Origin of the sequence: Streptomyces pseudovenezuelae (assembly GCF_029892565.1) — a bacterium.
GTDB lineage: Bacteria > Actinomycetota > Actinomycetes > Streptomycetales > Streptomycetaceae > Streptomyces > Streptomyces pseudovenezuelae_A.
Window position 1 is genome coordinate 208102 of the sequence record NZ_JARXVH010000006.1, and the last position, 23851, is coordinate 231952.

The 23851-nt window shown below is 72.0% G+C and carries 24 protein-coding genes and 1 pseudogene; 24 read left to right on the forward strand and 1 reads right to left on the reverse strand.

Annotated elements, in window-relative coordinates; all coding sequences use genetic code 11:
• The first annotated feature begins 4 nt into the window (after positions 1-4).
• The 9 genes from M2283_RS20830 to M2283_RS20870 all read left to right on the forward strand — a co-directional run bounded on the left by M2283_RS20830 (position 5) and on the right by M2283_RS20870 (position 9091).
• Complete coding sequence (locus tag M2283_RS20830) at positions 5-478, forward strand: cobalamin B12-binding domain-containing protein (RefSeq protein WP_280877823.1); 474 nt, start codon at positions 5-7, stop codon at positions 476-478.
• The gene (locus M2283_RS20835) at positions 478-1755 is read left to right on the forward strand and encodes a methylaspartate mutase (protein ID WP_280877824.1); all 1278 of its coding nucleotides are present in this window, start codon (positions 478-480) and stop codon (positions 1753-1755) included. The genes M2283_RS20830 and M2283_RS20835 overlap by 1 nt, the downstream gene beginning before the upstream one ends.
• Complete coding sequence (locus M2283_RS20840) at positions 1752-2744, forward strand: transporter substrate-binding domain-containing protein (protein ID WP_280877825.1); 993 nt, start codon at positions 1752-1754, stop codon at positions 2742-2744. Before M2283_RS20835 ends, M2283_RS20840 begins: the two co-directional genes overlap by 4 nt.
• 33 nt (positions 2745-2777) lie before the next feature.
• Entirely contained in the window at positions 2778-3734 is a 957-nt protein-coding gene (locus tag M2283_RS20845) for a DMT family transporter (protein ID WP_280877826.1), read from the forward strand.
• Positions 3731-4777 carry an aspartate-semialdehyde dehydrogenase gene (locus M2283_RS20850; RefSeq protein ID WP_280877827.1) on the forward strand — a complete coding sequence of 349 codons (1047 nt, stop codon included), beginning with the start codon at positions 3731-3733 and terminating at the stop codon, positions 4775-4777. Before M2283_RS20845 ends, M2283_RS20850 begins: the two co-directional genes overlap by 4 nt.
• Entirely contained in the window at positions 4774-5880 is a 1107-nt protein-coding gene (locus M2283_RS20855; RefSeq protein ID WP_280877828.1) for an aspartate kinase, read from the forward strand. Before M2283_RS20850 ends, M2283_RS20855 begins: the two co-directional genes overlap by 4 nt.
• Before the next feature lie 4 nt (positions 5881-5884).
• The gene (locus M2283_RS20860) at positions 5885-6874 is read left to right on the forward strand and encodes a TauD/TfdA family dioxygenase (protein WP_280877829.1); all 990 of its coding nucleotides are present in this window, start codon (positions 5885-5887) and stop codon (positions 6872-6874) included.
• 131 nt (positions 6875-7005) lie between these two features.
• Positions 7006-8046: a LuxR C-terminal-related transcriptional regulator gene (locus tag M2283_RS20865; protein WP_280877830.1), complete on the forward strand. Its 1041-nt coding sequence runs from the start codon at positions 7006-7008 to the stop codon at positions 8044-8046.
• Positions 8047-8194: 148 nt separating this feature from the next.
• On the forward strand, positions 8195-9091 hold the full coding sequence (locus M2283_RS20870) for a LysR family transcriptional regulator (protein ID WP_124002647.1): 897 nt from the start codon (positions 8195-8197) through the stop codon (positions 9089-9091).
• A gap of 47 nt (positions 9092-9138) precedes the next feature.
• Here the strand turns inward: M2283_RS20870 and M2283_RS20875 are convergent, their stop codons facing one another.
• Positions 9139-10032 (reverse strand): LLM class F420-dependent oxidoreductase, encoded by an 894-nt coding sequence (locus M2283_RS20875; RefSeq protein ID WP_280877831.1) that lies wholly within the window; start codon positions 10030-10032, stop codon positions 9139-9141.
• 393 nt (positions 10033-10425) lie between these two features.
• Between M2283_RS20875 and M2283_RS20880 the strand changes: the two genes are divergently transcribed.
• The 15 genes and pseudogenes from M2283_RS20880 to M2283_RS20950 all read left to right on the forward strand — a co-directional run bounded on the left by M2283_RS20880 (position 10426) and on the right by M2283_RS20950 (position 23849).
• Complete coding sequence (locus M2283_RS20880) at positions 10426-11205, forward strand: SDR family NAD(P)-dependent oxidoreductase (RefSeq protein WP_280877832.1); 780 nt, start codon at positions 10426-10428, stop codon at positions 11203-11205.
• 145 nt (positions 11206-11350) lie between these two features.
• On the forward strand, positions 11351-11836 hold the full coding sequence (locus tag M2283_RS20885) for a nuclear transport factor 2 family protein (RefSeq protein ID WP_280877833.1): 486 nt from the start codon (positions 11351-11353) through the stop codon (positions 11834-11836).
• Positions 11833-12288: a nuclear transport factor 2 family protein gene (locus M2283_RS20890; protein ID WP_280877834.1), complete on the forward strand. Its 456-nt coding sequence runs from the start codon at positions 11833-11835 to the stop codon at positions 12286-12288. The genes M2283_RS20885 and M2283_RS20890 overlap by 4 nt, the downstream gene beginning before the upstream one ends.
• Positions 12285-13319: an ankyrin repeat domain-containing protein gene (locus M2283_RS20895; RefSeq protein WP_280877835.1), complete on the forward strand. Its 1035-nt coding sequence runs from the start codon at positions 12285-12287 to the stop codon at positions 13317-13319. The genes M2283_RS20890 and M2283_RS20895 overlap by 4 nt, the downstream gene beginning before the upstream one ends.
• A 26-nt stretch (positions 13320-13345) precedes the next feature.
• A complete protein-coding gene (locus M2283_RS20900) occupies positions 13346-13654 on the forward strand; it encodes a muconolactone Delta-isomerase family protein (protein ID WP_124002651.1) in 309 nt (102 codons plus the stop codon).
• A gap of 25 nt (positions 13655-13679) precedes the next feature.
• Complete coding sequence (locus tag M2283_RS20905; protein ID WP_280877836.1) at positions 13680-14372, forward strand: EthD domain-containing protein; 693 nt, start codon at positions 13680-13682, stop codon at positions 14370-14372.
• Positions 14373-14392: 20 nt separating this feature from the next.
• Positions 14393-14794, forward strand: a complete 402-nt coding sequence (locus M2283_RS20910; RefSeq protein WP_280877837.1) for a cupin domain-containing protein — start codon at positions 14393-14395, stop codon at positions 14792-14794.
• Between the two features lie 45 nt (positions 14795-14839).
• Positions 14840-15625 (forward strand): SDR family oxidoreductase, encoded by a 786-nt coding sequence (locus tag M2283_RS20915; RefSeq protein WP_280877838.1) that lies wholly within the window; start codon positions 14840-14842, stop codon positions 15623-15625.
• Positions 15626-15685: 60 nt separating this feature from the next.
• Positions 15686-16312 (forward strand): NADPH-dependent F420 reductase, encoded by a 627-nt coding sequence (locus M2283_RS20920; protein WP_432423105.1) that lies wholly within the window; start codon positions 15686-15688, stop codon positions 16310-16312.
• Between the two features lie 31 nt (positions 16313-16343).
• Positions 16344-16640 (forward strand): antibiotic biosynthesis monooxygenase family protein, encoded by a 297-nt coding sequence (locus tag M2283_RS20925; protein ID WP_280877839.1) that lies wholly within the window; start codon positions 16344-16346, stop codon positions 16638-16640.
• Between the two features lie 46 nt (positions 16641-16686).
• Positions 16687-18069, forward strand: a complete 1383-nt coding sequence (locus M2283_RS20930) for an FAD-binding oxidoreductase (protein WP_280877840.1) — start codon at positions 16687-16689, stop codon at positions 18067-18069.
• A gap of 5 nt (positions 18070-18074) precedes the next feature.
• Entirely contained in the window at positions 18075-19727 is a 1653-nt protein-coding gene (gene mdlC, locus M2283_RS20935) for a benzoylformate decarboxylase (RefSeq protein ID WP_280877841.1), read from the forward strand.
• Positions 19728-19852: 125 nt separating this feature from the next.
• Positions 19853-20986, forward strand: a pseudogene (locus M2283_RS20940) (MFS transporter); the annotation flags it as partial.
• 288 nt (positions 20987-21274) lie between these two features.
• Positions 21275-22111 (forward strand): type 1 glutamine amidotransferase domain-containing protein, encoded by an 837-nt coding sequence (locus M2283_RS20945; RefSeq protein ID WP_280878196.1) that lies wholly within the window; start codon positions 21275-21277, stop codon positions 22109-22111.
• A gap of 58 nt (positions 22112-22169) precedes the next feature.
• On the forward strand, positions 22170-23849 hold the full coding sequence (locus M2283_RS20950; RefSeq protein WP_280877842.1) for a thiamine pyrophosphate-binding protein: 1680 nt from the start codon (positions 22170-22172) through the stop codon (positions 23847-23849).
• Positions 23850-23851: the final 2 nt, after the last annotated feature.

Here is a 23851-nt window from a genome sequence, read left to right on the forward strand (position 1 = left end):
CCCGATGCCCGTAGGCTCCCTGCGCGTCGTGGTCTCCAGCGTCTCGTCCGACGCGCACATGTGGAACCTGGTGTTTCTCCAGCTGCTCCTCGAAGAGGCGGGGCACGAGGTCACCAATCTCGGCGTGTGCCCCCCGGACGCGACCGTGATGGACGCCTGCCGCGGTGCCGACCGGCCCGACCTCGTCGTCCTCAGCACCGTGAACGGGCACGGCCACCTCGACGGACTCCGGCTGATCCGGGCGATCCGGCGGGATCCCGAACTCGCCCTGCTGCCCGTCGTGATCGGCGGCAAGCTCGGCGTGCGCGGGGGCGACGACGGGTTCGGCGAGCGCCTGCTCGACGCCGGCTTCAACGCGGTGTTCAACGAGTCGGAGGCGCCGGTCGCCCGGATGCTCGCCGACTTCGGCGCCTTCCTGCGGACGTTGGCCGGGAATCTCGCGCCCAGGGAGCCCGCGGTCGCGGCCGGGGCACGCTGATGTCACGGTTCGCCGACTTCGTGCGCACCGCGGCGGGGGCGGGCGTGCTCGTCGTCCAGCCCCGGATGGGCTTCGGCCCGCTCGACCGCATGCGCGCAGGCCTCACCGCCGTACGCGACTGCCGGGCCTCCACCGTCGGCACCGTGACCCTCGACAGCTACACCCGCGTCGGGGACTTCGACTCCGCGCGCCGCGCCCTGCGCGCCGGTGACGAGCTCAACGGCTTCCCGCTGGCGGCCCACGGGGTGGGCGCCGTACGGGAGTTGCTGGACGAGGTGAGTTCCCGGAACTTCCCGGTCCAGGTCCGCCACGGCTCCCCGCTGCCGCTGGGCCTGTTCCGCATCATGGTCGCGGCCGGCGTCGACGCCACCGAGGGCGGCCCCGTCTCCTACTGCCTGCCCTACGGCCGTGTACCCCTGCCGGAGGCCACCGACAACTGGGCCCGCTGCTGCGAACTCGCCGCCGCCGCGCCCGATCCCATGCACCTGGAGACCTTCGGCGGCTGCATGCTCGGCCAACTCTGCCCGCCCTCCCTGCTGGTGGCGCTCAGCGTCCTGGAGGGGATGTTCTTCCGCGAGCACGGACTGCCCTCGGTCTCCCTCAGCTACGCCCAACAGGTCCACCTCGGCCAGGACTTGGAGGCCCTCGCGGCCCTGCGCTCGCTGGCCGCCGAGCACCTCGCCGACATCGACTGGCACGTGACGCTCTACACGTACATGGGCGTCTTCCCGCGCACCCCCGTCGGCTCCTTCCGACTCCTGGAGGACAGCGTGCGGCTCGCCGTGCACAGCGGCACCGAGCGGCTCATCGTCAAGACGCCCGCCGAGGCGCGGCGCATCCCCGCGGTCGAGGAGAACGTGGAGGCACTGGAGTTCGCCGCCGCAGTCGGCGCCAAGGAGGCCGCCGACTGCGCGACCGCGCACTGCCCGCCGCCCGCCGAGACCGGTCTCCTGGAGGAGACCAGGACGCTGCTCGCGGCCACCCTCGAACTGGGCCGCACCGTCGGCTCCGCCCTCGTCGCGGCCTTCGCCCGGGGCGTCCTGGACGTCCCCTACTGTCTGCACCGGGACAACGCGGGCGAGTCCAGGGCCGTCATCGACGAACGCGGCATGCTGGCCTGGTCCCGCGCCGGCGGCATGCCCGTCCGGGTGCCCCGCACCGACGCCATGGCCGCGGCCCCCCTCACGGCGGCCCGCCTGACGCGGATGCTCTCCCACAACGAACGCCGCTACGACCGCGAGGACATCGCGGGCTCCCTGCTGCGGAGCGCGGCATGAACGGCCCGACGCCCATGTCGCCGCTGACGCCGACGAGTCCGGTCGTGCCGCCCGTGCTCCCGTTCGTCGACACCCTCGCCGAGGTCCGCGCCCGCGGCGCCGTACGGGCGCTGGTCTCGCGCGGTCAGCCGGGGCTGTCGCTGTGCACCGCCGAGGGCCGCTGGACCGGCCTGGACGCCGACGTGGCCAGGGCGCTCGCCGCCGCCGTGCTCGACGACGCCGAGGCCGTCGACTGGCGGCCCGCCGACTCCGCCGCCCGGCTGACCCGGCTCGCCGCCGGAGAGGCCGACGTGACGGTGTGCAACGTCAGTTGGACCATGGGCCGCGAGGCCGCGCACGGGCTGCTGTTCGCCGGCGTCACCTGCTACGACGGCGAGGGCTTCCTGGTGCCGGCCGGCTCCGGTGTCGAGGACCCGGCCGACCTCGCCGGACAGCGCCTGGCCGTGCACGCCGGCTCCACCACCCCGATCAACCTCACCGCCTGGTACCGGCCGCGCGGCCTCTCGGTCACCCCGGTCGTCTTCGGCGACCCGCAGGAGGCCCTGCACGCCTACGCGGCCGGCGACTGCGCGGCGTACGTCCTCGACAAGGTCGCCCTGGCCGGCGCCCGCCGCACCCTGCCCGACCCCGGGGCGCACCGCATCCTGCCCGCGGAGATCTCCCGCGAACCCATGGCCGCCGTCGTGCGCGACGACGACCCGCGCTGGTTCCGCGTCTGCCGCTGGGTCCTGCAACTCCTGTTCGCCGCCGAGTACGAGACCCACCGTGACGGCCGCCCCGGCCGCGCCGCCGTCGCCCGCCAGGCCGGCCGGCACGGTCCCGCGGCCGGCCTCGACGAGGCCTGGGCGGCCCGGGTCCTGGACGCCGTCGGCAGCTACGCCGAGCTGTACGAGCGCAACCTCGGCCACACCTCGGGGCTCGACGTGCCCCGCGGCCCCAACGAGCTGTGGACCAGAGGCGGTCTGCACTACGCCGTGCCCCTGCACTGACCCCCACACGCGACCGGAGACGAGGTACCGACCGTGACCACTCCCGCCAACCGACAGCAGACCAGAGGGGCGTTGGAGTTAACCGCCGCCATGGTCCTGTCGGGCACCTTGGGCGTCTTCGTCCTGGAGTCGGGCCAGCCGAGCTTCAACGTGGTCTTCTTCCGCTGCGTCTTCGGCGCCCTGGCCCTCGGCGCGTACTGCCTGGCCCGCGGCCTGTTCAAAACGCACAACTTCACCCGCCGCACCTTCGGGCTCGCGGTGCTCGGCGGCGTGTGCATCGTCTTCAACTGGGTGCTGCTGTTCAGCGCGTACAGCAAGACGTCGATCTCGGTGGCCACCGTCGTCTACCACACCCAGCCGTTCTACGTCGTGCTGCTGGGCCTGATCCTGTTCAAGGAGCGCCTCGACCGCCACCAGGCCGGCTGGATCCTGCTCGCCTTCGCGGGCGTGGTCCTGGTCGCCGACCTCGGCTCGGCCACCGGCGACAAGGGCGGCACCTACCTCCTGGGCGTCGGGCAGGCCCTGCTCGCCGCGCTGCTGTACGCCTTCGCCACCGTCATCGCCAAGCACCTGACGTCCATCCGCCCCGAGATCACCGCGTTCACCCAGGCATCTGTCGGCATCCCGCTGCTGCTGCCGTTCACCGCGCTGGGCCGCACCGCCGGACTCGGCGCCGACTGGGGCTGGCTGGTCGGGCTCGGCGTGATCCACACGTGCCTGCTGTACATCCTGCTCTACGCCTCGTACCAGAAGCTGCCCACCGCGAGGATCGCGGTGCTGTCCTTCGTCTACCCGGCCGTGGCGATCCTCGTCGACTTCACGGTCTACGGCCACCACATCTCACTGCTCCAGGCCCTGGGCATCCCGCTGATCGTCCTGGCGGGCCTCGGCGTGAACCTCGGCTGGCACCTGCTGCCGGCCTTCGGGCGCCGCCCCTCTCGGGACGACACATCGCCTGCCGCGCTCACCCGGATCGGAGAACCCCGATGACTTACGTCAGCGACCCCGCGGCCCCGCGGATCGCGATCGCCGGCGCCACCGGCGCCGTGGGCAACACCCTGATAGAGCTGATCAGTTCACGCGGACTGCGCCATCGCGGCGTCCGGCTCGCCGCCTCCGCCCGCTCGGCCGGCCGCACCGTCGAGGTCGACGGCCGCGCCCAGGTCGTAGAGGACCTGGACGGGTTCGACTTCACCGACGTGGACCTGGCGTTCTTCTCCGCGGGCACCTCCGTCAGCGAGAAGTGGGCCCGGCCCGCCGCCGCGCAGGGCGCCCTGGTCATCGACAACACCAACGCCTTCCGCATGGACCCCGACACCCCGCTGGTCGTGCCCCAGGTCAACGCCGACGTCCTGCTGGCGGGGCGCCCGGCGAGCGGGATCATCGCCAACCCGAACTGCTCGACCATCCCGCTGGTGCGGCTGCTGCAGACCGTCGAACAGCGCTGGGGCATCCGCCAGGTCGTCGTCAGCACCTACCAGGCGGCCTCGGGACAGGGCCAGCACGGCATCGCGGAACTGCGCGAGGGCAGCGCCCTCGCGCTCAGCGACCCCGACGCCGAACTCCCCGCCGACCGCTTCAAGCCGGCGCTCGCCTTCAACGTCGTCCCCTTCATCGACAAGCTGCTGGACACCGGGTTCACCATGGAGGAGCAGAAGATGCTCCAGGAGTCCCGCAAGATCCTCGGCCTGCCGCACCTCGACGTCACCACCACCTGCGTCCGCGTGCCCGTGGTCAACTCCCACTCCGAGGCCGTCTGGATCGAGGCCACGGAACCCGTGGACCGCGCCGAACTCGTCGGGCGGCTGGCCGCGTTGCCCGAGGTCACCGTGCACGACAAGGACACGCCGGGCGGCTTCCCGACCCCGCGCACCGCGGGCGAGCCCGACCACGTCCACGTCGGCCGCATCCGGGTCGCCCCGCACAATCCGCGCGGCTTCTGGCTCTGGCTGGTCGCCGACAACGTGCGGATCGGGGCCGCCCTCAACGCCGTTCAGATCGCCGAGTACGTCCTCGACCGGGGGTTGCTGTGAGCGACACCGCCATTCTCAAGTTCGGCGGCTCCACCTTCCGTTCCCACTCCTCCTACGACGACCTCGCGGCCGGTCTGGAACGCCGGCTGGACACCGAGGGACGCCGGCTGGCCGTCGTGGTCAGCGCCATGCAGGGGGAGACCGAGCAACTGCGCGGCCGGCTGCACGACGTCAACGTGCACCCCGAGGACGCCACTTCGGCCGGCATGCTCGCCACCGCCGACCTGATCAGCGCCCATCTGCTGGCCACCGCCCTGCACCGCAGGGGCCGCAGTGCCACCGTGCTGGCCGGCCACCAGGTCGGGCTGATCACCAACTCCGCGTTCCTGTGGGCCCGGGTGATCGAGACCGACCCGGGACCGCTCAGCCGCACGCTCCAGGAGTACGAGGTCGTGGTCGTGCCCGGCGGACAGGCCGTGGACGCCCAGCGGCGGCCCACCTGGCTGGGCAAGAACAGCTCCGACCTGTCCGCGATCGCCGTCGCGCGCGCCTCCGGCGGCAGCGCCTGCGAGATCCACTCCGACGTCGACGGCATCTACACCTCCGACCCGCACCTGGTGCGCGGGGCGCGGATGCTGCCGCACGTCTCCTTCAACATGGCCGCGCTGATGTCCCTGTACGGCGCCAAGGTGCTGCACCGGCGCGCGGTCCAACTCGCCCTGCGGCACAACATCGAGATCGTCTGCCGCTACAACCGTGCCCCGTTCACGCAGGGCACGACGATCAGCCGTGAGGGCAACCAGCTCACCGCCATCGTCTTCAACCAGCGCTCCGTGGTGCTCGGTTACGACTCCGACGACGCCGCCGACATCGCGCACGGCCTCTTCCACGCGGCCGGCATCGACACCGTGCGGCTCACCGAGAAGCCCTGGGTCGCGGTGGTGGGCGGGTTCGTCGACCTGGAGGAGGTGCAGCGCCGCCAGAACCTCAAACCCGGTACGTACGTGGGGGTTCCGGTGGCCGAGATCCGCGGCTCCAAGGTCGTCACCCACATCGCAGGGGACGGTGAGGACGCCCTGCACCTGGCCCAGCGACTGCACGACACCATCGACCTGCCGAGCGCGGGCCCCGCGGCCCCGCAGCCGCAACTCGCCGGAGTGTGACGCCTTGACCTTCGCCGACCTCGCGCTGCCCGATCACGTCCGCGACGCCCTCGGCGCCCGGCTGCGCCCGCTGCCCGACCCGGCGGCCGACGTCGACCGCGCGCTGACCCGCTACCACCAGGCCTTCGCGGACCTGCCCACCCCCCTGCTGCAACAGATCATCGACTTCGGCCGGCACAACGACGCGCCCGGTCTGATGCTCGTCCGCAATCTGCCGCGGGACGCGGAGCTGCCGCCGACCCCGGCCGACGGCGGACCGGCGACAGGCCGCACCAGCTTCGTCGCCGAGGGGGTGCTGCTCGGCCTCACCGGACTGCTCGGCGAACCGATCGGCGTCCTGACGGAGAAGGACGGCCGGATCGTCCACGACGTCGTCCCGATGCCGGAGGGAGCGCACGCCCAGACCAACCAGGGCTCCGCGGTCTTCCTCAACTTCCACAGCGACATCACCTACGACGCCATCGGCCGCTACGACCTCGCCAACCCCGACTTCCTGGTGCTCAACTGTCTGCGCGGCGCACCCGACGACGACGCCGTCACGTACTACGCGGACGCCCGCGCGATCTGCGCGGCGCTGCCCGACAGCGTCGTCGACACCCTGCGCAGCCCGCTGTTCCGGCTGAACGCGCCCGGCAGTTACACCCGGGACATCGCCGAGGGCGACGAGGTGCTCTCCGAACCGGTGCCGATCCTCAGCGGCGCGGCCCGGTTCCCGGAGATCGCCGTCTCCGCCAACGGCACGCGTCCGCTGACCCGCGGCGCGACGGCGGCCCTGGAGGCGCTGCGGCAGGCCTGCCGGGTGGCCGCCGACGAGGTCCGGCTGAGCCCGGGCCAGGCCCTGCTCATCAACAACCGCAAGGGCGTGCACGCCCGTTCCGTGTTCCAGACCCGTTACGACGGGCGGGACCGGTGGCTGCAGCGCACCTACATACGGCGCAACCTGTGGAGCGTGCGCTACCGCGCGACCCCGGAGGACCGGCGCGTGCACTACTGAGCCCCCGAGATGACGTTGTCGAATGCGCGGACGGGTGGCAGGACTTCGGGACGGCCCCGGTGTCCTAGGGTGGAAAAGGCACACCCACGCGCCCGCCGCGGCCGGGCGAAGTGACGGGGAAGGGTGATGAGTTGTCCGACGGCATTCCTCTTCTGGGCGACCTCGCGGTCCGGGCGTACGAAATCGCCCTGGACCACGGGCGGTTCGAGGACGAGGAGATCGCCGCCGAACTCGGCGCCGAGCCGGGCGCGGTCACCCGGATCCGCAAGGCCCTTCAGGAACTGCGCCTGTTGAGCCCGGACCTGCCCGGCCGGCCCGTCGTCCCGCTCGACCCCGAGGTCGCGGAGGCCGAACTCGTCACCCCGCTGGAGGTCGCGGTCGCCCGGCGCCGCCGGGAGATCGCCCGGATCCAGCAGGAGTTGCGCTCGCTGGCCGCCACCTACCGCACCCGGCGCGACGGCACCGCCGACGAGGTGCCCATCACCGTCCTCGACGACTTCGAGGAGGTGCGGCGCGAGATCGACCGCGCCCGCTACGGCTGCGGCGAGGAGCGCATGAGCCTGCAGTCCGGCGGCGGCCGGCCCCCCGAACTCCTGGAGGCCGACCGGGAGCACACCCTCGAACTGCTGCGCCGCGGTGTGCGGGTACGCATCCTGTACCAGCACACCGCCCGCACCAGCCTCGCCACCCGCACCTACGTGCAGGAGATCACCCGCCGCGGCGCCGAGGTCCGCACCGTCGAGGACCTCTCCGAGCGGCTCATCGTCTACGACCGCAAGGTCGCCTTCATCCCCAAGGAGCGACCGGACAGCCGGCCCCCCGGCGCCGCCGTCGTCACCGAACCCACCCTCGTCGCCTACCTCTGCCGGTCCTTCGAGGCCGTGTGGCAGGTCGGCCGCCCCTGGGCGGCCGACGTCAGGCCCGACGAGTACCACCAGCTCGCGGAGGAGGTACGGATGTCCATCATCCGCCTCATGGCGCTCGGCCTGAAGGACGAGGTGATCGCCCGCCGGCTCGGCATGGCGACCCGGACCTGCCGCCGCCACATCTCCGCGATCATGGAGGAAATGGGCGCCGTGAGCCGATTCCAGGCCGGCCTCATGATTGGCCGTCAGGGCCTGCTTTCCGACGCCGAATTCGACGCCGACCTCACCGACTTGGCCGCTAAATGACGCCGTTGGCCGCAATGTGACATCCCGGGGACATGGCGTTCCCGTACGGCCCGGTGTTCTCCTGGAAAGAGAAACGGCACCGTAGGACCGGTACCAGAGAACTGGCACGAGAAATCCATCCGGTGTCGACCCATAAAGGGAGTGGACCATGGATATCAGGCAGCTGGCGGCGTTCCACAAAGTGGCCACGCTGCTGAGCTTCTCGAAGGCGGCCACCGAGCTGAAGTACGCACAATCCAGCGTCACCAGCCAGATCAAAGGGCTGGAGATGTCGCTCGGCGTGGACCTCTTCGACCGCCTCGGCGGCCGCATACAACTGACCGAGGCGGGCCAGCGGCTCCTGCCCTACGCCGAGCAGATGCTCGCCCTGGCCGGCGAGGCGCGCGGCGCCACCGTCGGCACCGGCGACCCCGCCGGCGTGCTCACCGTCGGCTCGATGGAGTCCATCACCTCCTATCGCATGCCGCCCCTGCTGGAGTTCTTCCACCACCGCTATCCGGCCCTGCACATCGTGCTGCGGCCCAGCCTGTGCGCCGAGACCTGTCACGCGCTGCGCCAGGGCATGTTCGACATGGGCTTCCTCATGGAGGCCGAGACGAGCCATCCCGGCGTGCAGACCGAGGTCCTCGGCTCCGAACCGCTCAGCGTCGTCGCCGCCCCCGACCACCCGCTCACCCGGCTGCCCAAGGTGACCACGGAGGAGCTGCGCCGCACCCAGGTCATCTCCGCCGAGGCCGGCTGCGCCTACCGCGAGCTGTTCGAGGCCGAGTTGAACGACGGCACCGGAGAGGCGCTGCCGTTCCTGGAGTTCGGCACCAGCGAGTCCATCAAGCGCGGGGTGGCCGCGGGCCTGGGCATCAGCCTGCTGCCCACCGCCACCGTCCAGGACGCCCTGGACGCGGGCCTGCTGGTCAAACTCGACTGGGAGATCCCCTTCGAGGTCTTCACCCAGCTCGCCTGGCGGCGCGGCAAGAACCTCACCCGCGAGATGCGGGTCTTCGTCGACCAGACGATCCGGTTCCTCGCCGAGGAGTACGGGCGATAGGGGCACGGTCGGCGGGGGAGCGGCCGGCGGCGGCGTCGCCGCAGCGCTCATCTCCCCGCCACGGGCCCCAGATCGCGCAGGGTGCTGTGCAGCATCCGGATGTGGTCGTCGGCGGTGGCCAGGCCCAGGCCCATCGTGCTCACGCACAGGTGGGTGGCCCCCAGGTCGCGCCAACCCGCCACGAAGTCCGGCCACTTGGGCTCCGGCACCTCGGCCAGCACCAGCCGGGCCTCGAAGCTGAGCTCGGCCGGATCGCGCCCGGCGGCCAGGGCGTAGGAGCGCACCCGGCCCACCATGGCCCGGGCCGTCTCGTCCGGCGGGCGCTGCGGCAGCCAGCCGTCGCCGATCTCGCCGGCCCGGCGCAGCACCGGCTCGGCGTTCCCGCCGAACCACACCGGAATCGTGCCGCGCACCGGCCGGGGCAGGATCCCGGCGTTGTCCACCCGGTCCCAGCGCCCGCGGAAGGTGACGGTGGGCTCCGCCCACAGCGCCCGCATCAGCTCGACCTGCTCGGCACTGCGGGCGCCCCGGTGCGCGAACGGCATGCCCAGGGCGTCGTACTCGACCTTGTTCCAGCCGATGCCGACACCGAGCCGTAGCCGGCCGCCGCTGAGGACGTCGACCTCGGCGGCCTGCTTGGCCACCAGCGCGGTCTGCCGCTGCGGCAGCACCAGGACGCCGGTGGCGAGTTCGAGAGTGGTGGTGATCCCGGCCAGATAGCCGAACAGCACGAACACCTCGTGGAAGAGGTCCTCGTGGGTGTAGCCGTACCACCCCGGCCGGGTATCGGTGCCGGCCCCCAGCACATGGTCGAAGGCGACCACGTGCCGGAAGCCGATCTCCTCCACGGCCTCGGCCCAGGCGCGCACCGCGCCGGGGTCCGCGCCGATCTCCAGATGCGGGAACACCGCACCCATACGCATGCTCTTGGGATTCTCCATCGCCGCGTTATCCGATACCGACCAGACCCCAGCCGTCGTCCTCGCCGGACGTCGTCCACCTGTAGTACCCGCCGGTGACGTTCACCATGGGGACCTCCTCTCGGGTCGCTGCAGAAGCGATCCCACCCTCCCGACCAGGTGCGTCGCTCCGTGGCCGGACCCGCGGGCGGCCGGCGGATTCAGTCAGACACCGCATGACACTGCGTCAAGTGAGAAGCCAGATCACGGGGCCGGAGCGCCCTTGTGACGCAGTACGGACCACGGCCGCATGACCGCGTTCCACCCCCGCCCGCCGTGGCTACGTTGCCAGGAAACCGGACCCGCAGGGCGTCTCGCCCTGATCTCGGCACGCACCGGCGGCACGAGCGGCACGAGAGGAAAGAGGAACACGGCATGAAGCTGGATCTCGAGGGCAAGACCGCGCTGATCACCGGAGCCAGCCGGGGGATCGGCCTGGAGATCGCCAGGAGCCTGGTCGCCGAGGGCGCCCAGGTGGTCGGCGGAGCCCGCAACGTCAGCGAGGAGCTGCGGGCGGTGACGCCGTACGTCCACTCCGTGGACCTGGCGACCGAGGGCGGGCCCGCGGAACTGGTCGACCTCGCCCTGTCCGACCTGGGCGGCATCGACATCCTGGTGAACAACCTGGGCTTCCCGTACACCCGGCCGCAGGGCTTCCTGTCCGTCGACGACAAGGGCTGGGAGGAGGCGCTGAACCTGAACCTGATGACCGCGGTCCGCACCACCAGGGCCGCGCTGCCCAGCATCATCGAGCGCCAGGGCTCGATCGTGAGCCTGGGCTCCACCAACGCCCACACACCGGTCGGCGTGGTGGTCGACTACTCCGCGGCCAAGGCGGCGCTGCTGAACCTCGGCAAGGCGCTCGCGGAGGAGTTCGGACCGCGCGGCGTGCGCGTCAACACGGTCGCGGCGGGCCCGGTGATGACCGACGCCTGGACCGGTCCCGGCGGCATCGCCGACACCATGGCCGAGCAGTCCGGGCTCCCCAAGGACGAGGTGCTGGGACAGGTGCCGGACATGCTCGGCAGCTCGACCGGACAGAACACGACGGCGCAGGAGATCGCCGCGGTCGTGACCTTCCTCGTGTCGCGCAAGGCCCCCAACGCCAACGGCGCCGAGTGGATCGTCGACGGCGGGTTCCTGAAGAGCATCTGAACCACCGCCCGGTCCGTGAACTGACGTAGTGCCTGATCGGACCTCGCACAGTCGGGCGAGCGCCCCCGCGCCTCCGACAACCCCGCTGAGGTGCGTCGTTAGCGTCGTGACGGACATACCCCGCACTACCCGACGGAGTTGCCCCATGAGTTCCGCGGAAGACCGTCTCGACGTGATCGAGACCTGCACCAGGATGCTGTGGTACGTCGATCTGCGGCGCTGGGACGCCCTGCCGGCCGTCCTCGCCGAGAAGGTGACGCTGGACTACACCAGCCTCAACGGCGGCACCCCCGTCACGCTCCCCGCGGACCGGATCATCGCCGACTGGGCGGCCGGGCTCGGGCACCTCCGGGCCACCCAGCACCTGATCGGCAACCAGATCGCCGAGGTCGACGGCGACACCGCGGTGCTGACGGCGCACTTCCAGGCCACCCATCTGCTGCCCAACCCCTACGGCGCCCCCACCTGGACGCTGGGCGGCCGTTACCGCTTCGACCTGACCCGCGCCACGGCCGGCTGGCGGATCGCCGGCGTGGTGATGACGACCCTGTGGGCGGACGGCAACCAGCAGATCATGACCTCCTCGGACGGCACCGACAGCTCCGGGGACAGCCACAAGGAGACGACATGAGCGAGCACAGCGAGCTCACCGAGCAGACCCGGGACGTGGCCAAGCAGTGGTTCACCGCCCTCACCGGCGGCGATTTCCCCACCGCGCTCGGGGTCCTCGCCGACGACGTGGAGTGGATCAACTACCGCGTGGTGCCCGGCTACAACGACGACATGAAGTGGATCGGCACCTTCCACACCCGCGACGACGTCGCCGCCAGCGTGGGCGTCTTCGCCGGCCAGTGCGACGTGATCTCCGAGGAGTTGCTCGACCTCGCCGTCGACGGCGACAAGGCCGCCGGCGTCATCTACGAGGTCTCGCGGGTCAAGGAGACCGGCCAGGTCTTCGAGATCACCTTCACCCACTGGCTCACCGTCCGCGACGGCCGGATCGTCCGCTGGGAGTCGCACACCGACCCCTCGACGATCATCCGCGCCCTGCGCGGCGACGCCCCCGAGGACGACGGCTCATGAGCACCGAACTGATCGCCGCCGTACGCGATCGCCGGACCGAGGAGGTACGGCGGCTCCTCGCGGCCGGCGCCGACCCGTCCACCCGGGACAGCGCCTCCGGGCTCACGGTGCTGATGATCGCCGCCGGCCAGGCAGACCCCGTCACCACCGGTGTGCTGATCGACGCCGGCGCCGACGTGCACACCACCGACACCCGGGCCGGCGCCACCGCGCTGCACAAGGCCTGCCAGGGCGGCGACCTCAAGGTGGCCCAACTGCTCGTCGAGGCAGGGGCGTTCGTGGACGCCGTGTCCCCGACGACCGGGCACACCGCGCTGATGGACGCCCTCTGGTACAAGTACCCCGACCTCGTCGAGTACCTGCTGGAGCGCGGCGCCGGACTCAAGCTCCACACGCACTACGGCTTCTCCATGGAGGAGCACTTCGCGTACGAGCTGAACGTCAACACCTTTGGCAAGGACAAGCTCCTGCGCGCCGAGCAACTGCTCAAGGAGCGCCGCGAGCACGACGCATCGGCCGTCGAGGCACAGCCCCTGATGGCCGCCGTCGCCGCCGGGGACACCGACAAGGCGCGCGAACTGATCGCCGCCGGCGCCGAGGTGGACGCCCGCGCCCCCATGCTCAACGGCTTCAACGACGCCCACACCCCGCTGCTCGTCGCCTCCCGCGACGGTCACGCCGAGATCGTCCGGCTGCTGCTGGCCGCGGGCGCCGACATCAACGCCGTCGAGCCCTGCTTCGGCGCCGTACCGCTGCACAAGGCCGTCTACAACGGCCACGCCGGCATCACCGCCGACCTGGTCGCCCACGACGGTATCGATCTCAACTTCCAAGGCGCGACGAACGGTTACAGCCCCCTGCACGACGCCCTGTGGCACGGCTACGCCGACTGCGTGGCCGCGCTCCTCGACGCCGGCGCCCGGCTCGACCTGGTCGGCCACGACGGCAAGACCCCGCTCGACCTGGCCGTCGAGGTCTTCGGCGAGGAAGACCCCACCACCCGGCGGATCGCGGCACTCGCCGCGGCCTGACCGCCACATCCCCCTAAGGAACCGCCATGTTGTTCTACGTCCAGATGCGCTGGAAGCACGAGGGACGGATCACCCTGGACGAACTGTGGGAGGTCGAGCGCGAAGAGGCCGAACACGCCCAGGAAACCCTCGACTCCGGGTTCGCCGTCGGCCTGTGGAAGGTCGCCGCCAAGAAGATGGTGATCGGGATCATCGACGCCCCGAACGCCGAGGAACTCGACCGGACCGCGCTCGGCAGGCTGCCGATGCGCGAGTACCTGGAGTTCGAGGAGGTCTGGCCGCTGCGCGACTACCTCGGCTTCGCCGAAGACGTCAAGAAGGCCTACAAGGTCTGACCACCGCGCCCCTCAGGAGACCGCCATGATCCACCAGTTGATCTTCGCGCACCCCAAACCCGGCATGACCGAGCAGGAGTTCCAGGACTACTGGGTCGACGTCCACGCCGTGCAGTACGCCAGCAAGATCCCCCAGATCAAGAAGTACGCGGTCGACACCCGCATCCCCTTCGGCCCCGAGCCCGAGGACCCGCTGTGGAGCGGCATCGCGGAGATCTGGCTGGAGAACGACGAGGACCAGCTGGCCTCCCTGCAGACCCCGGAGTTCCTCGACGGAGCCCGCCTGGACGAACCGAAGTGGGCCGCCTTCTGGCGCACCGTCGTGCTCGACACCGACGCCCACGTCCTGCGCGCCGGCGACCACCCGGCACCCGAGGAGGGCGTGAAGCTGGTCCTCCTGGTCAAGCGCGCCGAGGGCGCCACCGTCGAGGAGTTCCGCCGCACCAGCCTCGGCGAACAGGCCGAACTGACGCTCCAGGTACCCGGCCTGCGCCGCTACCTGCAGTGCTTCATGCGGGACGGCGCCTACGCGATAGGCGAGGCCGTCCTGGACGCGGCGTACCTGCTGTCCTTCGACAGCCTCGCCGCGCTGGAGGAGGCCACCTCCTCCGCCGAGTACATCAAGGCGCAGTCCAACCTCGTCACCTTCGTCCAGCCCCGCTACCTCCATCAGATGGCGGTCCAAGAGCACTGGATCGTCGGCTCGGAGAACAGCTGAACCCCCGGAGGGACACGGCCATGCAGATCGTCAAGAGGCACACCCTGCCCACCGTCCAGATCAACGGCGAGGTGGCCGCCTACATCTTCAACGCGAGCAAGTACCCGGACGCCACCGTCTCCGCGTTCATCGTCGACGTCGCGGCCGCGGCCGGCCCGCCGCGCCATCTCCACCCCTACGAGGAGATCTTCATCATCGTCGAGGGGACCGTGCGGCTTGAGTCGGACGGCAAGGAGATCGACGCGACCCCGGACGACATATGCGTCGTCCCGGCGGGCGTACCCCACAAGTTCACCAACCTCGGCCCGGGCCGGGCCCGCATGGTCAACATCCACGCGGCCCAGGACGTCGTCACCGAGTTCGTACCCGACGAGGCGGCGAACTCCTCGTACGCGTACAACCGCCCGGTCGACCAGCACTGATCAACGTAACTGCGAACCACACCGCGACACACGAGGACAGCACACATGAGCACTGGATTCCAGGAGACGTCGACGCTGCGCGGCACCACGGTCGTCGTCATCGGCGGCAGCAGCGGCATGGGGATGGGGGTGGCACGGTCGGCCGCCGCACAGGGCGCCGACGTCGTCATCGCCTCCCGTGACGCGGCCCGGCTGGAGGTCACCCGCGACCGGATCACCGGCGAACTCGCCGCGGCCGGCGTCACCGCGCCCGGCTCCGTCACGGCGCAGCCGTGCGACCTGGCGGACGAGGACTCCGTACGCGGGCTCTTCGACCGGGTCGGCCGGCTCGACCACCTGGTGATCACGGCGTCCCCCGGTTCCGCCGGGGGCGCCTTCCTCGACACCCCGGCGGCGCAGGCCCGCGGGCTCGCCGACGGGAAGCTGTGGGGTTCGTGGACGGCGGCCCGCGAGGCCGCGCTGCGGATGAAACGCGACACCTCCGCCGGCTCCATCCTGTTCGGCACCGGCGGCCTGGCGGTCAAGCCCGCGCCGGGACGCGCCGCCGTCACCGTCGCGTTCGCGGCCGTGGAGGCGCTGGCCCGGGCGCTGGCGGTCGAGCTGGCGCCGCTGCGGGTCAACGCCATCCGGCCGGGCCTGACCGACAGCGACATGTGGTCGTCGGTGCCCCAGGCCCAACGGGAGCAGATCTTCGGGGAGTTCGCCCGGACCGCCCCCGTGCGGCGGGTCGGCAGCCCCGAGGACTTCGGGACCGCCGCCACCTATCTGATGACCGCCACCTTCGTCACCGGAGTCGTCCTCGACGTGGACGGAGGCGCGGCCTACGTCTGAGGCCGCCGAGCACGACCGCAACCGGGGGACCAGCGCACGACCGAGGAGAGGGACACGCACGTGAGGATCGGGATTGTGGGCAGCGGCGAGATCGGCGCCACCGTGGCCGGGTTGTTCGTCCGCGCGGGGCACGAGGTCGCCGTCTCCAACACACGCGGCCCCGCGTCGCTCGCCGCACTCGTCTCCGAGCTGGGCCCCCGGGCCCGCGCGGCCACCGTCGAGGACGCCGTCGCCTTCGGCGACCCGGTGGTGGTGCTGGCCATCCCGTTCAACGGGTACCGCACCCTGCCGGCCGACCTCCTGACCGGCAAGGTCCTCGTCGACACCACCAACTACGTACCGGGCCGCGACGGAGCCGACGAGGCACTGCAGTCCGGGGCGCTCACCTCGTCCGAGCGGATCGCCGAACACGCCAAGAGCGCGCGGGTGGTGAAGGCCGTCAACACCCTCAACTACACCTACCTGCTCGACCGCGGGCGGCCCGGCGCGGCCCGGAAGGACAGGACCGCGCTGTTCGTCGCCGGGGACGACCGGGAGGCGGTCCGGATCGTCGCCGGCCTCATCGACGAGATCGGCTTCGCGCCCGTGGAGACCGGGTCGCTCGCCGAAGGAGGCCGTCGCCAGCAGATGGACAGTCCCGTCTTCAACCGGCCGCTGAAGTACGGGCAGTTGCGGCTCGCCGACTGAACACGACCCCACCCAGCGGAGAGGCACCGAGATGACCGTCGTGGAGACCATCAGGTTCAAGCTGCGCGAAGGCGTCGACGACGCCGAGTTCCAGCAGATCAACCGCACGATGGAGAAGGAGTACATGCAACCGCGCCCCGGCTTCCTCAGCCGGCGCACCGCGTTGAGCGGCGAGGGAGAGTATCTCGTCGTCGTGGAGTGGCGCTCCCCCGAGGAGGCCGAGGCCACCATCGGCGTCTTCTTCGCCGCCCCCGAGACCCAGGATTTCCTGGCCGCCGTCGATGTCCGGACGGTCCAGCCGGGACGCTACGCCCTCGTCGAGTCCTAGCCGATCGCGAAGACCAATCGCGAAGAACAGTGGTGGACCCATGGCTATGTCACACCCATCCGCCGCGACGGCAGCCGCCGCACGCGCCCTGCGCACCGCGTTGCGCGGCAGCGTGCTGGTCGCCGGGGACTCGGCGTACGAAAGCGCGCGCCAGGTCTGGAACGGCGCGATAGACCGGCGCCCGGCGGCCGTGGTCCGCTGCGCGGACGAGTCGGACGTCGTGCACGCCGTGCGCGTCGCCCGGCACCACGGCCTGCCGCTGTCCGTACGCGGCGGCGGCCACGACTGGGCCGGCCGCGCGGTGCGCGAGGGCGGCCTGGTCCTGGACCTCTCCGAGATGCGCGCGGTCACCGTCGACCCGGCCGGCCGCACCGTCCAGTTCCAGGGCGGCGCCCGGGCCGGTGACGTCCTCGGGGCGACCAGCCCCTTCGGGCTCGCGCCCGTCACCGGCACCGTCAAGGCCGTCGGCGTCACCGGGCTCCTGCTCGGCGGCGGCTACGGACTGCTGGCCGGCCGGCACGGCCTCGCCGTGGACAACCTGATCGAGGCCCGGGTCGTCCTGGCCGACGGCCGCGCCGTCACCGCGAACGCGGCCGAGAACCCCGATCTGTACTGGGCGTTGCGGGGCGGCGGCGGCAACTTCGGCGTCGTCACCTCCATGCGCTGCCGGGTGCACCCGATCGGCACCGTGCTGTCCGGGATGATCCTGCACCCGGCCGAGCGGGCCGTCGACGTACTGCGCGGCCACCGCGACATCATCGCCGACGCGCCCGACGAACTCACCGTCCTGACCGGCTTCTTCGGCGGCCCCGACGGCCGCCCGCTGATCTTCCTGCTGCCGGTGTGGTGCGGGGAGCTGGAACAGGGCCGCGACCTCGCCGACCGGTTCGACGCGATCGGCAAACCGCTGGCCGGCCGGGTCTGCCCGATGGACTACGCCAACGTCCTCGGCATGTTCGACCAGGCGGTCGTCGACGGGCGGCCCACCGAGATGGGCACCCGCTCGGTGGCCGAGCCGACCGACGAGGTGATCGACATCCTCGCCGGCGCCGCGCACGAGGCCACCTCGCCCCTGTCCGGGCTCTACGTGCACCACTTCCACGGCGCCGCGAGCCGGGTGCCGGAGACGGACACGCCCTTCGCGACCCGCCGGGACCACCTGCAGATCGAGATCGCCGCCTGCTGGGAGCCCGCCGACGACGGGGAGAAGCACCGGCGCTGGGCGCGCGAGGTGTCGCAGCGGCTCTCCGAGCACGCACTGCCCGGCGGCTACCCCAATCTGCTCGGCGCGGACGAACTCCCGCGCACCGTGGCCCACTTCGGCCCGAACGCCGACCGACTGCTGAAGACGAAGGACCGATACGACCCGGACCACGTCTTCAGCGCGGTGGCGTCGCTCGACCCGACCACAACCGACCCAGGAGACTGATCACCGTGACCGAAGAGGCAAGCGCCTCCCGCACCGTGCGTGAGGCCACGCTCGACGTGCTGCGCGAGCTGGGCCTGACCACCGTCTTCAGCAACCCCAGCCACACCGAGATGAAGCTGTTCGAGTACTGGCCCGAGGACGAGTTCCGTTTCGTCATGGGCCTCCAGGAGGCCAGCGTCGTCGGCATGGCCGACGGCTACGCCCAGGCCACCGGCGAGCCCTCGCTCGTCCTCATCAACGGCGGGCCGGGACTGGGCAACGCGATGGGCAGCGTCTACACCGCGGCCTCCGCGCACACCCCGATGGTGATACTCGGCGGGCAACAGGCCCGCAAGATGCTGCTGGGCGAACCGTTCCTGGTCGCCAAGGACGCCACCCAGCTGCCCAAGCCGTACATCAAGTGGGCCGGTGAGCCGGCCCGGCCGCAGGACATCCCGGGGATGATCGCGCAGGCCTACCACATCGCCCGACAGGCTCCGCAGGGACCGGTGTTCGTGGCCGTTCCCGAGGACGACTGGATCCGTCCGGCCGGCCCGGAGCCGGTGCGGGTCGCCAGCGTGGAGAGCGCCGTCGTGCCCGACCCCGCCGTCCTCGCCAGGATCGCCGAGGCGCTGAACGGCGCCGAGCGGCCGGGGCTGATCGCCGGCCCGACCGTGGACGCGCAGGGCGCCCGCGGCGCGCTGGTCGCCCTGGCCGAGAAGCTCAACGCGCGGGTGTGGGGCAGCCCCGTCTGGCCGCGCAGCAGCTTCCCTGAGAACCACCCGCTGTTCGCCGGTGTGCTGCCGCCCATCCCGGAGCTGATCAACGAGCGGCTGGCCGCCCAGCACGACGTGGTCGTCGTCCTCGGCGCGCCCGCCTTCACCCTGTTCACCGCCTGGGACCTGTTCTCCACCAACCCGGCCGATCCGGACCAGAGCGCCCGGCCCGCGCTGCCGGAGTCGGTCCGCTTCCTGCACGTGACCGACAACCCGGAGGCGGCGGCCGCGACCCTGGCCGGACAGAGCTTCGTGGCGCCGCCGGGAGCCGTGGTGGAGGGCCTGGTGCCGCTGGTGACCCAGCACGAGCGGGTCGCCCTGACGCCGGTGCGCGAACCCGTCCCGGTGCCCGAGGCCTCCGAACCCCTCAGCCAGGCTTATCTGTTCCACCTGCTCTCCCAGGAACTGCCGGAGGACGCGGTCCTGTTCGAGGAACTGCCCATCGCCCGGGCCGACTTCCACGAGCAGATCCCGCTGGGCGCCGACAACGGCTACTTCGCCACGGCCAGCGGCGCGCTCGGCTTCCCGTTCGCCGGCGCGGTGGGCTACGCGCTGGCCCGCCCCGACGTCCGTACCGTCGTCGTGGTGGGCGAGGGGTCGGCCCAGTACACGCTGCACTCGCTGTGGACGGCCGCGCGGCACAACCTGCCGGTCACCTTCGTCATCCCGGACAACGCCGGTTACCTGTCCCTGAAGTACTACCTCCAGGACCAGAAGTCCTGGCAGAAGGGCTACGACCTGAGCGGCGTCGACATGGCCCAGCTCGCCCGCGGCTTCGGCGTGCGCGGCGAACGCATCGAGAAGCCCGAGGGGCTTCGCGCGGCGCTCAAGGACGCCCTGACCGCCGACGGCCCGGTCCTCCTCGACGTCGTCGTCGCCGACCCGGGGCTGTTCCGGCTCTGAACAGGCGCGCCCGTACCGCCACTTGGGACGCCCTCCGCCGAGCGGGGGGCGTCCTGTCGTAGGGCGGCGGGCCCGCGCCCGCGGCAGAGACGGAGGCCCCCCTCCCACCCTCAGGAACCCCCACCATGCCCCGCACCCCACAACCGTCGGCCGGCCGCGCCCCGAGACCCGGAGCGGGCCGCGGCCCCGGACGGCCGGGCGCGGACGCCGCCGACGGCACCGACCGATGTCCCGGCGTCGTCCGCTGGGCGGCGGCGGTGGCCAACGCGGACTGGCACGTCACCGCGCCCCTGCTGGTGTCGCTGGCCGCGGCCCTCGGCACCGGGATCGACACGGTGACCGCGGCCGTCGGCGCGTACTCCCTCGGCCACGGCCTGGCCCTGCCCCTGTGGGGCCGTGTCGCGGACCGCTGCGGACCCCGCCGCATCCTGCGCTGCGGACTGGCCCTGGCCGCCGTCCTGTCGGCCGCCGCCGCCCTGTGCTCCTCCGGCACCGACTGGCTGGTCCTGCGCACCGCCACGGGGGCGGCGTTCGCCGCCGTGACCCCCGCCGTGGCGCTGTACTGCCACGAGACGGCCGGTACCGCCCTGGCCCGTCAGCGCCGCTTCGCCGACATCCTGGCCGTCTCCGCCGTGACCGCGATCGCGGCCCCCCTTTATGCCGACGCCACCGACCGTCTGACCACCTGGCGCCTGACCTTCGCCACCCTCGCCCTGGCCTCGGCCGCCCTTGCTCTGCGGGCCCGCACCCTCCCCGCCCCGCCGGTCCCGGTCCGGCCCACCCCCGGCGCACCCGCGGATGGCACCGCGCCTGCGGACAACACCGCGCCCCCCGCCGACGCCCGCGCAGTTCGCCGCACCCTCGCCGTCATCCTCCTCATCGGCACCGTCGAAGGCGCCGTGCTGCTCGGGACGCCCGCCCTGCTGGCGCCCGCGCTCGCCGCCCGGGGCGATCCGGGAGGCACCGAGGTGGCCGTCGCCTACGGGGCGAGCGTGCTCGTCGGGAGCGTGCTGGTACGGCGCTGGCTGGGGCGCCGGTCGCCCGCGCTGCTGGTCGCGGCCGGCGGCACCATCGGTGTCCTCGCGACCCTCGGCGCGGCCGTGCGGCAGACGCCCACGGCGCTCACCGGGTGCGCCGTGCTGCTCGGTCTGTCCTGGACGCTCACCCAGACCACGCTGCAGACCTGGCTGCCCCGGCTGCTGCCGACCAGCCGACGGGCCACCGCCGCCTCGCTGTTCGCGACGGCGGGTGTGCTGGCCGGCGGAGTGGCCGTGACCGTCGTGGCCCCCGAGTTGCAGGCGGGCCGGGCGCCCGCGGTCTTCCTGGCCGCGGCCGTGCTGTGCGCCGTCATGACGTGCTCGGTGGCGCCGGCCGCCCGCCGGTGGACAACAGGCCTCGTCGTCCAGCGATTTGCCGTAGTGCCGCCTGCCACTTCCCGATGTGCGGCGCCGACCCCTGCCCTGCCTGGTAGGGACCGACCACCAAAAACTAGACATGAGTTCGGCAGTTCGCGTGTCCGAACCGCCCGCCGAACGAGAGGAACCCCCATGAGCAGGCGCATCCTCGTCATCCTGTCCGAGTACGGCTACTGGGGCGAGGAACTCATCGGCCCCCTGGAGACCTTCGACAAGGCCGGCTACCACGTCACCTTCGCCACACCGACCGGCAAGAAGCCCCTGGCCCTGCCGCCGAGCATGGACCCCGACTACATCGACCCGCCGCTCGGGCGGTCCGTCACCACCCCCGAGATGGCCGCCAAGGTCAAGGCGGTCGAGGCGTCCGACCGCCTCGACAACCCCCTCGACCTCTCCTCCTGGCTCCCGGAGAAGCCCTACCGCGCCAAGCCGTACTTCCTGCGCGACTGGGAGGGCTACCACACCCGGCTGGAGAGGATCCGCGAGCAGATCGCCGACCGCTACGACGCCATGCTCATCGTCGGCGGCAGCGGACCGATCGTCGACCTCGCCAACAACTGGCGCGTGCACGACCTGATCCTCGCCTTCTACGAGCTCGACCGGCCGATCGCCGCCGAGTGCTACGGCGTGACCTGCCTGGCCTTCGCCCGCGACGAGGGCGACCGCAAGAGCATCATCCGCGGCAAGCACGTCACCGGCCACTGCATCGAGTACGACTACCTGGACGGCACCGGGTTCGTCGGCGTCCCCGACTTCAACATGGGCCCGCCGGCCTATCCGCTGGAGTACATCCTGAGCGACGCCACCGCTCCCGACGGCGCCTACCACGGCAACTTCGGCAAGGTCACCTCCGTGATCGTGGACTACCCGTTCATCACCGGGCGCTCCACCCCCGACTCCTACCTCACCGGCCAGAAGACCGTCGAGGTGCTCGAAGAGGGTCTGCGCCAGTGGGGGTTCCACGCCTGAGCCCGCGGCCGCTCCCGAGCACGGGCGGTCCCGCTACCGGACGAGAGGTGGACAGACCATGGACAGCAGGCCGGCCCGGGCCGCGTTCCTGGAGCAACTGACGGCGGACGGGGTGCCGTACATGTTCGGCAACCCCGGCACCGTGGAGCAGGGTTTCCTGGACGAACTCCGGCACTTCCCCGACCTCGAGTACATCCTCACCCTGCACGAGACCGTGGCCGTGGGCATGGCCGACGGCCACGCCCGGGCCACCCGCCGGCCGACCGTCGTCCAGCTCCACTCCGGAGTGGGCCTCGGCAACGGCATCGGCATGCTGTACCAGGCCATGCGGGGCCACGCCCCGCTGGTCGTCGTGGTCGGCGAGGCGGGCCTGCGCTACGAGGCCATGGAGGCGCAGATGGCCGCGGACCTGGTCGGCATGGCCAGGCCCGTGACCAAGTGGGCGACCCGCGTGGTCGACCCGGACTCCACGCTGCGGGTGCTGCGGCGGGCCTTCAAGGTCGCCGGCACCCCGCCGTACGGCCCGGTCCTGGTGGTCCTGCCCGCCGATGTGATGGACCGGCACACCAGCGAGGAAGCGGTGCCGGTGGTGTATCCCGACACCGCTTCCGCACCACGTCCCGAACAGATCGCCCACGCCGCCGTGCTGCTGTCCGGCGCCCGGCGCCCGATCGTCGTCGCCGGGGACGGGGTCCACTTCGCCGGGGCCCAGCAGGAGCTGGCCCGGCTGGCCGAGGTGTGGGGCGCGGAGGTGTGGGGCGCGGACTGGGCAGAGGTGAACCTGTCCGTGGAACACCCTGCGTATGCCGGCCAGCTGGGTCACATGTTCGGCGAGAGCAGCCGCCGGGTCACGGGCGCCGCGGACGCCGTCCTGCTGTGCGGGACGTACGCGCTGCCCGAGGTCTTCCCGGCCCTGGACGGGGTGTTCGGCAAGGGGGTGCCGGTCGTCCACATCGACCTCGACACCGATGCCATCGCCAAGAACCACCCCGTCGACCTCGGTCTGGCGGCCGACCCCAAGCGCACCCTGGCGCTGCTCGCCGGCGCCCTCGACGAGCGGATGAGCGACGAGGAGCGCGAGGCGGCGGCCGAACGGCTTCGCCTGGGAGCCGCCGAACGCGCCCGGGACCGGGCGGAGGCGGCGGAGCACGTCCGCGAGAACGCCGCCGCGCAGGACCTGCCGCACCTCGCCTTCGCCGAGGAGCTCGCGGCCCGACTGCCCGAGGACGCCGTGCTGTTCGACGAGTCGCTGACCGCCGGGCCCGCGCTCTTCGGTCCGTTGCGGGCGGCCGTGCCCGGTCACTGGCACCAGACCCGCGGCGGTTCCCTCGGGGTCGGCATCCCGGGTGCGCTGGGCGCCCAACTGGCCCATCCCGAACGGACGGTGGTCGGGTTCACCGGCGACGGCGGCAGCATGTACACCTTCCAGGCGCTGTGGACGGCGGCCCGGCACGGCATCGGCGCGAAGCTCGTGATCTGCAACAACAGCAGCTACAAGCTGCTGGAGGACAACATCGAGCAGTACTGGCGGGAGCAGGACATCCCCGCCCACGCGCAGCCGGAGATCTTCGACCTCTCCCGGCCCGCCATCGACTTCAGCGCGCTGTCGAGGTCGCTGGGCGTGCCCGCGGTGCGGGTGGAGAAGCCGAGCCAGGTCCAGGGGGCGGTGGCCGAGGCGCTGGCGCACCCCGGCCCGTTCCTGATCGATCTGGTCACCGGACGCGGGAAGGGGCAGTAGCC

Bases quoted from the DNA above. Each gene is read 5' to 3' on its own strand.
- M2283_RS20830 (WP_280877823.1), top strand. From the start codon at position 5: ATGCCCGTAGGCTCCCTGCGCGTCGTGGTCTCCAGCGTCTCGTCCGAC.
- M2283_RS20835 (WP_280877824.1), top strand. From the start codon at position 478: ATGTCACGGTTCGCCGACTTCGTGCGCACCGCGGCGGGGGCGGGCGTG.
- M2283_RS20840 (WP_280877825.1), top strand. From the start codon at position 1,752: ATGAACGGCCCGACGCCCATGTCGCCGCTGACGCCGACGAGTCCGGTC.
- M2283_RS20850 (WP_280877827.1), top strand. From the start codon at position 3,731: ATGACTTACGTCAGCGACCCCGCGGCCCCGCGGATCGCGATCGCCGGC.
- M2283_RS20870 (WP_124002647.1), top strand. From the start codon at position 8,195: ATGGATATCAGGCAGCTGGCGGCGTTCCACAAAGTGGCCACGCTGCTG.
- M2283_RS20875 (WP_280877831.1), bottom strand. From the start codon at position 10,032: ATGGAGAATCCCAAGAGCATGCGTATGGGTGCGGTGTTCCCGCATCTG.
- M2283_RS20880 (WP_280877832.1), top strand. From the start codon at position 10,426: ATGAAGCTGGATCTCGAGGGCAAGACCGCGCTGATCACCGGAGCCAGC.
- M2283_RS20885 (WP_280877833.1), top strand. From the start codon at position 11,351: ATGAGTTCCGCGGAAGACCGTCTCGACGTGATCGAGACCTGCACCAGG.
- M2283_RS20890 (WP_280877834.1), top strand. From the start codon at position 11,833: ATGAGCGAGCACAGCGAGCTCACCGAGCAGACCCGGGACGTGGCCAAG.
- M2283_RS20895 (WP_280877835.1), top strand. From the start codon at position 12,285: ATGAGCACCGAACTGATCGCCGCCGTACGCGATCGCCGGACCGAGGAG.
- M2283_RS20900 (WP_124002651.1), top strand. From the start codon at position 13,346: ATGTTGTTCTACGTCCAGATGCGCTGGAAGCACGAGGGACGGATCACC.
- M2283_RS20905 (WP_280877836.1), top strand. From the start codon at position 13,680: ATGATCCACCAGTTGATCTTCGCGCACCCCAAACCCGGCATGACCGAG.
- M2283_RS20910 (WP_280877837.1), top strand. From the start codon at position 14,393: ATGCAGATCGTCAAGAGGCACACCCTGCCCACCGTCCAGATCAACGGC.
- M2283_RS20915 (WP_280877838.1), top strand. From the start codon at position 14,840: ATGAGCACTGGATTCCAGGAGACGTCGACGCTGCGCGGCACCACGGTC.
- M2283_RS20925 (WP_280877839.1), top strand. From the start codon at position 16,344: ATGACCGTCGTGGAGACCATCAGGTTCAAGCTGCGCGAAGGCGTCGAC.
- M2283_RS20930 (WP_280877840.1), top strand. From the start codon at position 16,687: ATGTCACACCCATCCGCCGCGACGGCAGCCGCCGCACGCGCCCTGCGC.
- M2283_RS20945 (WP_280878196.1), top strand. From the start codon at position 21,275: ATGAGCAGGCGCATCCTCGTCATCCTGTCCGAGTACGGCTACTGGGGC.
- M2283_RS20950 (WP_280877842.1), top strand. From the start codon at position 22,170: ATGGACAGCAGGCCGGCCCGGGCCGCGTTCCTGGAGCAACTGACGGCG.